This window comes from Pseudomonas sp. B13(2017) (assembly GCF_002113245.1).
Taxonomy (GTDB): domain Bacteria; phylum Pseudomonadota; class Gammaproteobacteria; order Pseudomonadales; family Pseudomonadaceae; genus Aquipseudomonas; species Aquipseudomonas putida_Z.
Genome location: NZ_NEJX01000030.1, coordinates 1 through 12,964, shown reverse-complemented (window position 1 = coordinate 12,964; position 12,964 = coordinate 1). Strand labels below are relative to the sequence as shown.

The following is a 12,964-nucleotide window of genomic DNA, read 5'->3' as shown; positions in this document are numbered from 1 at the left end:
TTGCATTCAAAGGTAGCGGCGCTGATGCGATAGGCGAGGACTGGACCATTACCAGGTATGACGCGGTGAGGGCTTCGCCCTCATATCGCGACGCAAGGCCGCTCCCACAAAAAAGCGGGAGCGGCCTGGCAATCACGACGACAGGTACGAAGACCGGGTCAGACCAAGGCGCAACGCATCCAGGTACTGAGTCCGCTCCCGCGCAGTGATCTTGGCGCTGGCCACCTTGTCACGGTAATGCGTCATCAACTCCTCCGGCGACAGGTGCACATAGCGCAGCATGTCTTCGATGGTGTCGTGGGTCTCGATACCGGCGTGGTACACGCTACCGTCGGCGTTCTGGTAGATGTTCACCGAGTCGGTGTCACCGAACAGGTTGTGCATGTCACCGAGGATTTCCTGGTAGGCACCGACCAGGAACACACCCAGAAGGTAGTCCTCGCCCTCCTTCACCGCATGCACCGGCATGCTGGTCTCGATGCTCTGCTCGTCGACGTACTGGTTGATCTTGCCGTCGGAGTCGCAGGTCAGGTCCTGCAGCACGGCACGACGCATCGGCTCTTCGTCCAGGCGGTGCAGCGGGATGATTGGCAGTACCTGGCCGATGGCCCAGGTGTCCGGCAGGCTCTGGAACACCGAGAAGTTGCAGATGTACTTGTCGGCCAGCTTGTCGTTCAGCTCGTCCAGCACCTGGCGGTGCGAGCGCTGGCGGGCTTTCAGCGAGTTGTGCAGGCGGCGGCACACGGCAAAGTAGCACTGCTCGGCCAGGGCCTTCTCGGCCAGGCTGATCTTGCCATCGGCATACTGCGCAGCCACGTCACCCATGTAGTGGGTGGCGCGCCAGTAGGTCTCGGTCACCATCTCGATGTCGGTCGGGCCGAGCAGGTCGACCAGCCACTGCACGGTCTCGGGCAGGGCTTCCTTGTTCTCGATGGTCGGCACGTCGTCGTTGTGCTTCTCGACGTCGGTCACCTGGATCACCAGCATGGCGTGGTGCGCGGTCAGCGAACGGCCGCTCTCGGAGAAGATGTGCGGGTGCGGCAGGCCCTGCGCGTCGCAGAACTCCTTGAGCATGCCCACCACCACCCCGGCGTAGTCGTCCATGTCGTAGTTGATCGAGCTGGCATTGCGCGAGTGGGTACCGTCGTAGTCCACGCCCAAACCACCGCCAACGTCGATATGGTCGACCGGCAGGCCCAGCGCACGCAGCTCACCGTAGTAACGGATGGCTTCCTTGAAGCCGTGCTGGTAGTCGGCCAGATTGGCGATCTGCGAACCCATGTGGAAGTGCAGCAGGCGGATACCCTGGTCCAGGCCGGCATCGCGGAAGCGCTGCACCACCGAGATCAGCTGGGCGGCGGACAAGCCGAACTTGGACTTCTCGCCACCGGTATCGGCCCACTTGCTCGAGGCCAGCGACGACAGGCGCACGCGCAGGCCGACCTGCGGCTTGACCTTGAGCTCGGCAGCCTCATCGATCACCAGGGCCACTTCCGACTCTTTCTCGATGACGATGAACACGTTGTGGCCGAGCTTCTGGCCCATCAGCGCCAGGCGGATGAACTCGCGGTCCTTGTAGCCGTTGCAGACAATGGTGCCGCCCTTCGGCGCCAACGCCAGCACTGCCAGCAGCTCGGGCTTGGAGCCGGCTTCCAGGCCAATGGAGACGTTCTGCGTGGCGATGATGTTTTCCACCACCGCTTCCTGCTGGTTGACCTTGATCGGGTACAGCGCGGTGTACTTGCTCTGGTATTCCAGGCGCGCGATGTTGGCATCGAAGGCGCCGGTCAGCTGGCGTACGCGGTCCTGCAGAATGTCGGGGAAGCGCACCAGCAATGGCAGCGACAGGCCGCTCTGGCGCAATTCGTCGACCTGTTCGAACAGGTCGATCGGTGCGCTTTTGGGGCCGTTGGGGCGTACTTCGACGCGCCCGGCCTCATTGATGGCGAAATAACCAGCGCCCCAATGGCGGATACCATAAACACTGCGGCTGTCGGCCACGGTCCATTGGCTACCATCGTCTTTGCGTGTGCGTCGTACGGACATTCAAGTCCCCTATAGATAAGTCGAAGACACTGCCCCGCAAGGAGGCGGGCGCAGTGTAAAAGCCAAAAATGACGATTCGTCCGTGCCCTGGGGTAGACCCTGGTCACGGCAACGAGTTTAGAAAGCACTGGGCAAAAAATCGCGTGGCCGCATCAGCCGCCGGATTTTTTCGCCTTGAAGCCCTGCTTGGTCAGCTCACCGATCAGCAGTTCGACATGGTCGCCCTGGATTTCGATGACCCCATCCTTCAGGGCGCCACCGGTACCGCAGCGGCGCTTGAGGGTTGAGGCCAGCTCCTTGAGCTGATCGAGCGGCAGCGGCACGCCGGTGACGGTGGTCACGGTCTTGCCGCCGCGGCCCTTGCTTTCGCGGCGCACACGGGCAATGCCATCGCCTTCGGGGATGACCTGCTGCTTGCAGGTACAGGCATCCACCGGCTGGCTACAGTCGGGGCAGTGCCGACCGGTGTCGGTGGAGTAAACGAGACCGCCAAGGGCGGCGAAGGAAGAAGCTTTCTTGGCCACTTTTGTTCCTCTGTGCTGAGGACAAAAACTGGTCGGCCCCAGGGGGTTGAGCCCGACCGCGAAGCCCCACTCTGGCAGGGGCGGCGCTACTGCCGCAAGACCTGCGGCAGCCCGAAAAGGGCGCGCAGTGTAACGATAAATCCGGCCGTTGCTAAGTACTGGAATGCGGCATTTTGCGAATGTTTTGCGACTATTCGCGGGCACGCCCGCTCCCACAGGTCCGGCGCCGCTCTCGAACATTGCACTGTCCCTGTGGGAGCGGGCGTGCCCGCGAAAGGGCCGGCACTGCCAAAACAACTATCCCAGGCTTGCTTTGTAGCGCTGCAACGCCGCCAACGAGTCCGGGCAATACGGCTTGGTCAGGCTTTCTTGCTCAGCCTGCTCCAGGCCAATGAAGCGCGCCTCGATCACCTCTTCCGGCTGTAACCGCAACGGCGCATCCGACACCGCCGAATACACCGCACACCACAAGTGGTTATCCGGCTGGTCAAAGTAGAACCGCTCATGAAAACGCAGCTCTACACCGTCGATCCCCAGCTCCTCGGCCAGCTCCCGCGCCGCCGAATCGGCATACGCCTCCCCGGCCGCTACCATACCGCCTGCCGCCACATCCCAGTACCCCGGGTACAGCGCCTTGCTCAGGGTGCGCCGGTGCACGCACAGCTCACCGGCACTGTTGAACAGCAGAATGAACGTGCAACGCCCGATCAGGCCGCGCTCGCGCAGTTCGGCGCGGGGCAAGGCACCCAGCACCTGGTCGGCTTCGTCCACCCAGGTGACCAGTTCTCGGTCGGAAGCCGCCCGGTGGGCGGCCTCGTTCGGGCTGATCGCCATCATCAACCCTGCGACAGCAGCTGACGCAGGTCGATGACCGCCGCGTTGGCCCGGGAAATGTAGTTGGCCATGACCAGCGAGTGGTTGGCCCACATGCCGAAGCCGCTGCCGTTGAGCACCATCGGGCTCCACAGGGCTTCCTGCGAGGCTTCCAGCTCACGGATGATCTGGCGCACGCTGACCGTGGCGTTCTTCTTCGCCAGCACGTCGGCAAAGTCCACCTCGATGGCGCGCAGCAGGTGCGACAGCGCCCAGGCCTGGCCACGGGCTTCGTAGAACACGTTGTCGATCTGCAGCCATGGGGTTTCTACCAGCTCCTCGTCCACCTGCGGCGCCTGGCCGGCGACCAGCGACTCGGTCTTCAGCGTGGTATTGAGCTTGACCCGGCCAACGCTGGCCGACAGGCGCTGCGACAGCGAGCCCAGGCGGGTGGCCACGTCACCCAGCCAGTTGTTCAGGTTGTCGGCACGGGTGTAGAAGATCGCGCCCTTGTCGCCGGCAGCCAGACGGGTCTGGTAGCGGGTCAGCGACTTGATGCCCTCTTCGAACTCCGACTCGCTCGATGGCAGGATCCAGCTCTTGTTGTCGAAGTTGAAACGCGGCTCGGCCTTGGCCAGGTCGGCGTCTTCGGTCGACTGCGACTGCGAACGAGCGAAGTCCTTGCGCAGGGCACGGGACAGGTCGCGCACCTGGACCAGCACGCCATATTCCCAGCTCGGCATGTTGTCCATCCACAGCCCTGGCGGGAAGCGGTCGTTGGAAATGTAGCCACCGGGCTTGTTCAGCAAGGTGCCGGCCACGGTCTTGAGGGTTTCGATAGTGGTGTAGCCCACCACCATCTGCTGGCCAGTGCGCTCGGCTGCGGCCTGGGCGTTCTGCTGCACCGGGAACAGCTCCGGCTCCTGGCTCCAGTACCAGCCCAGGCCGATACACACCAGCAGGTACAACCCGATCAGGGTCCCCAGGGCACGGCTCCAGAGGCCGCCAAGGTAGCTACGGGCGGCGGCGCCACGGCCGTCGACACGCTCGCGGGGCTCGGCTTTGGCCTCGCGGTTTTTCCAGTCCAGCATGGCTTTGTCCTTAATCAGTCACGACGGTTCAGGGGCTTGGACCACAGGCCTGCGCCAGGGTGCCACGGCAAGCCCGCGTGGCAGCACTATAAAGCAGACACCGCCTTACGCATAAGCGACCAATCGGTCAGCAACTGAATATTCGTTCTGGCCGCTTTGTTGATGCAGCGCACTCACGCGCCTGAAAAGAACTGCTAGCATAGAGCCATCATTGCCCCTGCACACCCCAACCTACAAGTAGCCAGGACATGAGCCAAGCAGCCGAGCCGAGCCCGCTGTGCCCCGCCCAACAGCTGACGCGTAGCGGCCTGCGCAAGGACGACCCGCTCGACCAGGTGCTGCTGCCGCCCCTGCGCAAGCCGGTGTACATCCTGCTGCAGGACCACGAACGTGCCCAGCGCCTGGCCCAGCAACTGGAATTCTTTGGCCTGGTGGCGCAGGCGCTGGCCAGTGCCGCGGCGTTTCTGGCCTCGATCGGCGAATACCCGCCTTCGGCCATCATCATGGATGTCGACTTCAACGGTGCTGGCCAAGGCCTGCTGCTGGCTGCCCAGGTGCAGCAGGGGCTGGCCCGGCATATACCGCTGCTGTTCTTCAGCCACCACGAAACCGACACCCCGACCCGCCTGGCCGCCGTGCGCGCCGGTGGCCAGGACTTCCTCACCGGCACCCTGGAAGCCTCCAGCCTGCTGGAAAAGGTCGAACTGCTGACCAATGCCACCCAGCATGACCCATTGCGCGTGCTGATCATCGACGACTCGCGCACCCAGGCGCTGTACACCGAGCGCGTGCTGGCCAGTGCCGGCATGATCACCCGCAGCCTGACCGACCCGATCCGCACCATGGCCGAGCTGGCCGACTTCCAGCCCGACCTGATCATCCTCGACCTGTACATGCCGGCCTGCACCGGCCCTGAGCTGGCCAAGGTGATCCGCCACAGCGACCGTTATGTGAGCGTGCCGATCATCTACCTGTCTGCCGAGGACGACCTGGACAAGCAGCTGGATGCCATGAGCGAAGGCGGTGATGACTTCCTGACCAAGCCGTTTCGCTCACGCCACCTGATCACCACCGTGCGCAACCGCGCCGCCCGCGCCCGGCACCTGAAGGCGCGCATGGTGCGCGACAGCCTGACCGGGTTGTACAACCACACCCACATCCTGCAACTGCTGGAAGACTGCAGCTTCCGCGCCCGCCGCGAGCAGCAGCCGTTGAGCTTTGCCATGCTCGACATCGACCACTTCAAGAAGATCAACGACCGCCACGGCCACCCCATGGGCGACCGGGTGATCAAGAGCCTGGCGCTGTTTCTCAAGCAGCGCTTGCGCAAGACCGATTTCATTGGCCGTTACGGTGGTGAAGAGTTCGCCATTGTCATGCCCAATACCGCGCTGGACGCGGCGCACAAGGTGCTGGACGAAATCCGCCGGCGCTTTGCCGAGATTCTCTACCCGGCGCAGCCACGGGACTTGCAGTGCACCTTCAGTGCCGGGGTGGTGCAGCTGGATGAGGGGCTGGATGCACTGACCATGGCCAGTGCGGCAGACGAGGCGCTGTATCGCGCCAAGCATGCCGGGCGTAATTGCGTGGTGCGTGTAGAGCCCTGAATCAGGCTTTGCCTGTTCCGGCCTCTTCGCGGCTAAAGCCGCGAAGAGGCCGGCACAGATTGAAATGGAGGCACTGTGCCACTTTTTTTTATGGCGCCAACCCCCTGTCGTCATCACCCCGTCACAAAATCGCAATAACTTCAGCCACCGACCTCTCCCCTCCCCGCAGGAAGCTCGCGGCTATGCGCCTGAAGTGGCTGACCAATTTCAACACCCTGTTGCTGGTAACCGTGTGTATCGCCCTGGGCGCCACCCTTTGGTGGTCGCAGCGGGCCCTTGAGCGCCCCTACCAGTTGATGGAGCGCTACCTGGGCCTGTCCCAGCAGTTCCAGAACCAGGCGGCCCGCAACATCCAGGCGTACCTGGGCAGCGGCGATGCCCTGCGCCACGCCGCGGCGATGGAGGCCAACCAGCAACTGCAGGCCGCGCTGGCCGAATGGCCCAGCGAACTGGCCGACAAACTGCGCCCCAGCCTGGACAGCCTGCAGGCCTTTACCGCCGATGAGCTGCTGGCCGCCGGCAAGCTGGCCGGCGACCCGCAAGCCCTGCTGCTGCAGGCCGAGCGGGAACTGGGTGCCAACTTCGAACAACTGGTCGGCTACGCCCGCGACAGCGGCAGCGCCGACGCCAACCGCTATCTGGTGCCACTGCTCGACGCCACCGTGCACCTCGGTCGCCTGTCGCTGGCCCGGGACAAGCTGGTCAGCAGCGGCCGCCCGGAGCTGGCCGACGAAGTGGAGCGCGAGCTGCAACTGATCCGTGCCCAGGCCCAGGCGATTGACGCCTTGCCCTTGCTGGGCGTAACCCGTAGCGCCGAATCCGGTGCCGACGACTTCGCCGCGATGATGGGCCTGGAAACCCAGGCCAGCGCCCAGCAGGAGGACATTGCCGTCGGCCTCAAGCGCGAACTGCAGAGCCTGCTCGGCCGCTACCCGGCGGAACTGCAGCGCACCCGCGAACAGATCGAGCGCCGCGTCGCCCTGGCGGCCAGCACCGGCCAACGCCTGGAGGCCGTGCAACAGGCCATTGCGGCACTGGAGCCCGAGGTACGCGGCCAGCATGCGAAAATTGCCGGCGAAGTGCGCATCATCCAGGGCCTGATGATCGGCCTGATCCTGCTTATCGCCCTGCTGATCGACACCTTGCAACGCCGCCTGGCGCGCACCCTGACCGGCCTGGCCCCGGCCCTGTCGCGCTGGGCCGAGGGTGACTTCGCCGAGGCCATCGCCCTGGGCAGGACCAACCGCGAACTGCGCGACATCCAGGAATCGCTCAACCGCCTGCGCCAGTACCTGGTGGAGCTGGTCGGCACCATCCGCCACAACGCCGAGCAGGTGGCTGGCAGCAGCCACGCCCTGGCCGGCATGAGCGCCGCCCTGCATGACGGCGCCGAACGCCAGGCCGGCGACACCGGGCAGATCCGCGATGCCTTGGGTGAGCTGGAAGCGACCATCCAGCAAGTAGCTGGCGACGCCAGTGCCGCAGCCGACGCCAGCCGCGATGCCGGGCGTGCAGTGGAGCAGGGCCAGGCGGTGATCGGCCAGAGCCTGTCGGGCTTGCGTGAGCTGGTCGACGAGGTGCAGGGCAACGCCCGCATGATCGAACAACTGGCGGAGGAGTCGGCCACCATCGGCGGCGTGCTGACGGTGATCCGCTCGATTGCCGAGCAGACCAACCTGCTGGCGCTGAATGCCGCGATCGAAGCGGCCCGCGCCGGTGAGATGGGCCGTGGTTTCGCCGTGGTAGCCGATGAGGTGCGTTCGCTGGCACAGCGCACCACCGGTGCGACCGGCGAGATTCAGGCACTGATCGACCGCTTGCAGCAGGCAGCCAGAAGTTCGGTGGCCGGGATGCGTGCGCAGCTTGAGCATGCCGAGGCCACGGCCAACCAGGCCCAGGCGGCGGATGGGGCGCTGGACGAGATTGTCTGTGCCATTCGCACCATTTCGGACACTGCGGTGCGGATTGCCGATGTCACGGCGCAGCAGAGTGGTGCCGTGAGCGAGATTCGCGACCACAGCGAGCGGATTCATGAGCTGGGTGAGGACAACCTGCAGCGGATTGGCGAGGGGCGCGAGCAAGGCGAGCAGCTGCTGAGCCTGGGTGGTGAACTGAACCGGGCGGTGCGGGCCTTCAGAGTTTAAGCTGGCCTGTGCTGGCCTCTTCGCGGGTAAACCCGCTCCCACCTCGACCGCATGAACCTCAAGCCATCCGCTATCCCTGTGGGAGCGGGTTTACCCGCGAAGAGGCCGGCACAGGCAGCACATGAGCCAGCGGCCATGTGTCGCCCCCGCCACCCGCATGGCCCCAACCTGCACCAACTCCGCTATCATGCCCAGCACGTTCCACCTCGCGAGTCCGCCATGCGCCGCCTGTTTTTCCTGCTGTTCCTGCTGCTGGCCAGCCCTGCCTTCGCCACAGGCCTGCTCGACAACCGCCCCAGCGCCACCCTCGGCGCAGCTTCGCTGGCCAACAACGCCGACTTCCTGCCGGTACACGAGGCCTTCAAGCTCAGCCTGGTCCAGGCCGATGCGCAAACCATCAAGCTGCGCTTCGTCGCTACCGACGGCTACTACCTCTATCGCCACCGTTTCCAGTTCCGCACCGAACCGGCCGACATTGCCCTGGGCACACCAAATATCCCCAAGGGCGAGGCCAAGCACGATGAGTTCTTCGGTGATGTCGAGGTATACCACGGCGTGCTCGATATCGAGCTGCCGCGCAACGACCCGCGTGCCTTCACCCTGCTGGTGGGCTACCAGGGGTGCGCCGACAAAGGCCTGTGCTACCCACCGGAAACCGCACGCCTGAGCATCGATGGCGAAGGCGGCGCAAGCACCCCGGCCAGCGGTGAACACGCCTGGACCTGGAAGTCGCTGCTGCTGTTCTTCCTCGCCGGGGTGGGCCTGACGTTCACCCCCTGCGTGCTGCCAATGCTGCCGATCCTCTCCGGCGTGGTGCTGCGTGGCCAGGCCGGCGGCCTGCGTGGGCTGGCGCTGTCGCTGGCCTACGTGCTGCCGATGGCAGCCAGCTTCGCGGTACTCGGCGCCCTGATGGGGCTGTTCGGCGCCGGCCTGAACCTGCAGGCGCGCCTGCAGTCGGCCTGGGTGCTGGTGCCCTTCGCGCTGTTCTTCGTGGTGTTCGCCCTGGCCATGTTCGGCCTGTTCGAACTGAAACTGCCGCAAGCCCTGAGCAACCGCCTGAACAATGTCGCCAGCCACACCCGGGGCGGCTCGCTGCTGGGCGCGGCAATACTGGGCGTACTCTCCAGCCTGCTGGTTTCGCCCTGTGTGTCGGCGCCGCTGGCCGGTGCGTTGCTGTACATCAGCGCCAGCGGCGATGCCCTGGGCGGCGCACTCAAGCTGTTCGCCCTGGGCCTGGGCATGGGCGCACCATTGCTGCTGGTAGCTACCGGTGGCGCGGCCTGGCTGCCGAAAAGCGGCCCTTGGCTGAACACGGTGAAGAACGCCATCGGCGTCCTTCTGCTGGGCTTGGCCATCGGCTTGCTCAGCCGTGTGCTGCCAGGCCCGCTGACCTTGCTGCTGGTCGGTTTCCTCGCCGCTGGCGTGGCGCTGTTCCTCGGTGCCCTCGAATTTGTCGTCAAGACCGCGCGCCAGCGCCTGGCCCAACTGCTCGGCCTGGCCCTGCTGGTGTACGCCCTGGCCTGCTGGTACGGCGCCCTCAGCGGCCACGGCGACCCACTGCGCCCGCTGCCGCCGGCAACCCTTGTGGCCACCGGCAACGGGGCGGCGGTGCAGGCGGATAGCTGGCAGACCATCACTACCCCCGCCGCACTGGACGCAGCCCTGGCCCAGGCCAAGGCGGCCGGCCAGCCGGTACTGCTGGACTGGTACGCCGACTGGTGCATCAGCTGCAAGGTGATCGAGCGCGAGGTGCTCACCGCCCCGCAGGTGCAAGCGCAACTGGCTGGCTTCAAGCTGCTGCGTTTCGACATCACCGAAAGCAATGCCGAACAACGCAGCCTGCTCGACCGCTACCAGCTGTTCGGCCCTCCCGCCCTGTTGTTCTTTGCCGCGAACGGTAGCGAAATAACCGCTGATCGGGTCATTGGCGAGATAAATGCCGGTGAATTCGCGCAAATTCTGACACGCGTGCGCGGCAAAGTCGGTCTATAACTTCCCGCGAGCTGTGAAAAATCCTGAAATCAGTGACCAAATTTAATTATTTGGTCACATACTTCGCGCGAACCTCGGACATCGTGCTGGCTATTGCCGGGAACTGGACACTTGCCGTCGCTTTACGGCACACTCGCCGCGCTGTGTCGAATTGCCCTACAAATCCAAGGAATCCGCAGATGGCAACGCTACTGGTGCTCCACGGCCCCAACCTCAACCTGCTCGGTACCCGCGAGCCTGGCCACTACGGCGCCGTGACCCTGGCCCAGATCAACCAGGACCTGGAGCAACGTGCCCGCGCCGCAGGCCACCATCTGCAGTACCTGCAGAGCAACGCCGAATACGAACTGATCGACCGCATTCACGCCGCACGCAACGAGGGTGTGGACTTCATCCTGATCAATCCGGCTGCTTTCACCCACACAAGCGTCGCATTACGTGACGCATTGCTTGCGGTGAGCATCCCATTCATCGAAGTGCACTTGTCCAACGTGCACAAACGCGAACCGTTCCGCCACCACTCCTACTTTTCCGATGTTGCCGTAGGGGTGATTTGCGGCCTGGGCGCCAGCGGTTATCGCCTGGCCCTGGAGTCCGCGCTGGAACAACTGGCTGCCAACGCACAGCCCAAATGATGAAAACCCTGGCCTCAGTGGGCCAGGGTTCGAGAGAAACGTTTCAGATACGTTTTTTGTATTTCGCCCCCTGACCGAACCTTTGGGAGTTGATGATTAATGGATATCCGTAAAGTCAAGAAACTGATCGAGCTGCTGGAAGAGTCTGGCATCGACGAACTGGAGATCAAGGAAGGCGAAGAGTCGGTCCGTATCAGCCGTCACAGCAAGACCCCAGCTGCCCAGCAGTACTTCGCACCGGCTCCGGTAGCCGCTGCCCCTGTTGCTGCCCCGGTCGCCGCTGCCGCTCCGGCCGCTGAAGCCGCTGCCGCTGCCCCGGCCCTGAAAGGCACCGTGATCCGCTCGCCGATGGTAGGTACCTTCTACCGCAAGCCTTCGCCGACCTCGCCGAACTTCGCTGAAGTTGGCCAGAGCGTGAAGAAAGGCGACACCCTGTGCATCGTCGAAGCCATGAAGATGATGAACCACATCGAAGCCGATGTTGGCGGTGTCATCGACGCCATCCTGGTAGAAGACGGCCAGCCGGTTGAGTTCGACCAGCCGCTGTTCACCGTCGTTTGAATCGCGGAGAGCCAACGATGTCTGGGAAGCTCGAAAAAGTCCTGATCGCCAACCGCGGGGAAATTGCCCTGCGGATCCTGCGTGCCTGCAAAGAGCTGGGCATCAAGACCGTCGCCGTGCACTCCACTGCCGACCGTGAACTGATGCACCTGGGCCTGGCAGACGAGTCGGTCTGCATCGGCCCTGCATCGTCCAAGGATTCCTACCTGCATATCCCGGCGATCATCGCTGCCGCCGAAGTGACCGGCGCCACCGCGATCCACCCGGGCTACGGCTTCCTGGCGGAAAACGCCGACTTCGCCGAGCAGGTGGAAAAATCCGGTTTCGCCTTCATCGGCCCGAAAGCCGACACCATTCGCCTGATGGGCGACAAGGTTTCGGCCAAGGACGCGATGATCAAGTCGGGCGTACCGACCGTACCGGGCTCCGATGGCCCGCTGCCGGAAGATGAAGAAGTCGCCCTGGCGATTGCCCGTGACGTCGGCTACCCGGTGATCATCAAGGCCGCCGGTGGCGGTGGTGGTCGCGGCATGCGCGTGGTGCACAAGGAAGAGGACCTGATTTCCTCGGCCAAGCTCACCCGTACCGAAGCCGGTGCAGCCTTCGGCAACCCGATGGTCTACCTGGAGAAGTTCCTGACCAACCCACGTCACGTGGAAGTACAGGTACTGTCCGACGGCCAGGGCAATGCCATCCACCTGGGCGACCGTGACTGCTCGCTGCAGCGCCGTCACCAGAAGGTACTGGAAGAAGCGCCAGCCCCGGGCATCGACGAGAAAGCCCGTCAGGAAGTGTTCAAGCGCTGCGTCGATGCGTGCATCGAGATCGGCTACCGTGGTGCGGGTACTTTCGAGTTCCTGTACGAGAACGGCCGCTTCTACTTCATCGAGATGAACACCCGCGTGCAGGTTGAGCACCCGGTGTCGGAGATGGTGACCGGTATCGACATCGTCAAGGAGATGCTGAGCATCGCCGCTGGCAACAAGCTGTCGTTCCGCCAGGAAGACGTGGTCATCCGTGGCCATGCGCTGGAATGCCGTATCAACGCCGAAGACCCGAAGAAGTTCATCCCGAGCCCAGGCAAGGTGAAGCACTTCCACGCCCCGGGCGGCAACGGCGTGCGTGTGGATTCGCACCTGTACAGCGGTTACTCGGTTCCGCCGAACTACGACTCGCTGATCGGCAAGCTGATCACCTACGGCAAGGACCGCGACGAAGCCATGGCGCGCATGCGCAATGCCCTGGACGAGATCGTCGTCGACGGCATCAAGACCAACATCCCGCTGCACCGCGACCTGGTGCGTGATGAAGGTTTCTGCAAAGGCGGCGTCAACATTCACTACCTCGAGCACAAACTGGCTAGCCAGGAGTGATCGCGTAGTGTGATGTACCGAAACCCCGGACTTGTGCCGGGGTTTTTTATTGCCTGTCAGGGCCTCATCGCCGGCAAGCTGAACTGGCCTAATGATTTTGGACACCTTCTTCGGGCGCTATGATGGCGCCCAATTGGAGGCAAAATCAGTGCGAAAATCTTATTCGAAAGAACACAAA

Annotated in this window: 10 protein-coding genes; 6 read left to right on the top strand and 4 right to left on the bottom strand. The window is 63.9% G+C overall.

The genetic code is table 11. The features are described 5' to 3' along the window. Nucleotides 1–132: 132 nt before the first annotated feature. The 4 genes from speA to CAG44_RS25910 form a co-directional block, all read right to left on the bottom strand. Nucleotides 133–2,046: an arginine decarboxylase gene (gene speA / locus CAG44_RS25925; RefSeq protein WP_013970716.1), complete on the bottom strand. Its 1,914-nt coding sequence runs from the start codon at nt 2,044–2,046 to the stop codon at nt 133–135. 152 nt (nt 2,047–2,198) lie between these two features. After that, nucleotides 2,199–2,570: a translation initiation factor Sui1 gene (locus CAG44_RS25920; protein ID WP_003257057.1), complete on the bottom strand. Its 372-nt coding sequence runs from the start codon at nt 2,568–2,570 to the stop codon at nt 2,199–2,201. A 297-nt stretch (nt 2,571–2,867) separates the two neighbouring features. Next, nucleotides 2,868–3,404 carry an NUDIX hydrolase gene (locus tag CAG44_RS25915; protein ID WP_085693323.1) on the bottom strand — a complete coding sequence of 179 codons (537 nt, stop codon included), beginning with the start codon at nt 3,402–3,404 and terminating at the stop codon, nt 2,868–2,870. Nucleotides 3,405–3,406: 2 nt separating this feature from the next. Then, the gene (locus tag CAG44_RS25910) at nt 3,407–4,474 is read right to left on the bottom strand and encodes a DUF2333 family protein (protein ID WP_013970713.1); all 1,068 of its coding nucleotides are present in this window, start codon (nt 4,472–4,474) and stop codon (nt 3,407–3,409) included. 248 nt (nt 4,475–4,722) lie between these two features. On the opposite strand from CAG44_RS25910, the gene CAG44_RS25905 reads away from it, so the two are divergent. The 6 genes from CAG44_RS25905 to accC all read left to right on the top strand — a co-directional run bounded on the left by CAG44_RS25905 (nt 4,723) and on the right by accC (nt 12,786). Then, nucleotides 4,723–6,081, top strand: coding sequence for a diguanylate cyclase (locus CAG44_RS25905; RefSeq protein WP_085591930.1), 1,359 nt, complete (start codon nt 4,723–4,725; stop codon nt 6,079–6,081). Nucleotides 6,082–6,263: 182 nt separating this feature from the next. Further along, nucleotides 6,264–8,225: a methyl-accepting chemotaxis protein gene (locus CAG44_RS25900; protein ID WP_085693321.1), complete on the top strand. Its 1,962-nt coding sequence runs from the start codon at nt 6,264–6,266 to the stop codon at nt 8,223–8,225. A 219-nt stretch (nt 8,226–8,444) separates the two neighbouring features. Next, entirely contained in the window at nt 8,445–10,217 is a 1,773-nt protein-coding gene (locus CAG44_RS25895; protein ID WP_085693331.1) for a protein-disulfide reductase DsbD, read from the top strand. 179 nt (nt 10,218–10,396) lie between these two features. Then, nucleotides 10,397–10,852, top strand: coding sequence for a type II 3-dehydroquinate dehydratase (gene aroQ, locus CAG44_RS25890; protein ID WP_003255330.1), 456 nt, complete (start codon nt 10,397–10,399; stop codon nt 10,850–10,852). 99 nt (nt 10,853–10,951) lie between these two features. After that, a complete protein-coding gene (accB, locus tag CAG44_RS25885; RefSeq protein WP_075044486.1) occupies nt 10,952–11,413 on the top strand; it encodes an acetyl-CoA carboxylase biotin carboxyl carrier protein in 462 nt (153 codons plus the stop codon). 17 nt (nt 11,414–11,430) lie between these two features. Continuing rightward, on the top strand, nt 11,431–12,786 hold the full coding sequence (accC, locus tag CAG44_RS25880) for an acetyl-CoA carboxylase biotin carboxylase subunit (RefSeq protein ID WP_003257054.1): 1,356 nt from the start codon (nt 11,431–11,433) through the stop codon (nt 12,784–12,786). Nucleotides 12,787–12,964 lie beyond the last annotated feature (178 nt).

What these genes read in the sequence shown, in the direction of transcription:
- speA (WP_013970716.1), bottom strand. Translation starts at nt 2,046, where the DNA reads ATGTCCGTACGACGCACACGCAAAGACGATGGTAGCCAATGGACCGTG.
- CAG44_RS25915 (WP_085693323.1), bottom strand. Translation starts at nt 3,404, where the DNA reads ATGGCGATCAGCCCGAACGAGGCCGCCCACCGGGCGGCTTCCGACCGA.
- CAG44_RS25910 (WP_013970713.1), bottom strand. Translation starts at nt 4,474, where the DNA reads ATGCTGGACTGGAAAAACCGCGAGGCCAAAGCCGAGCCCCGCGAGCGT.
- CAG44_RS25905 (WP_085591930.1), top strand. Translation starts at nt 4,723, where the DNA reads ATGAGCCAAGCAGCCGAGCCGAGCCCGCTGTGCCCCGCCCAACAGCTG.
- CAG44_RS25900 (WP_085693321.1), top strand. Translation starts at nt 6,264, where the DNA reads ATGCGCCTGAAGTGGCTGACCAATTTCAACACCCTGTTGCTGGTAACC.
- CAG44_RS25895 (WP_085693331.1), top strand. Translation starts at nt 8,445, where the DNA reads ATGCGCCGCCTGTTTTTCCTGCTGTTCCTGCTGCTGGCCAGCCCTGCC.
- aroQ (WP_003255330.1), top strand. Translation starts at nt 10,397, where the DNA reads ATGGCAACGCTACTGGTGCTCCACGGCCCCAACCTCAACCTGCTCGGT.
- accB (WP_075044486.1), top strand. Translation starts at nt 10,952, where the DNA reads ATGGATATCCGTAAAGTCAAGAAACTGATCGAGCTGCTGGAAGAGTCT.
- accC (WP_003257054.1), top strand. Translation starts at nt 11,431, where the DNA reads ATGTCTGGGAAGCTCGAAAAAGTCCTGATCGCCAACCGCGGGGAAATT.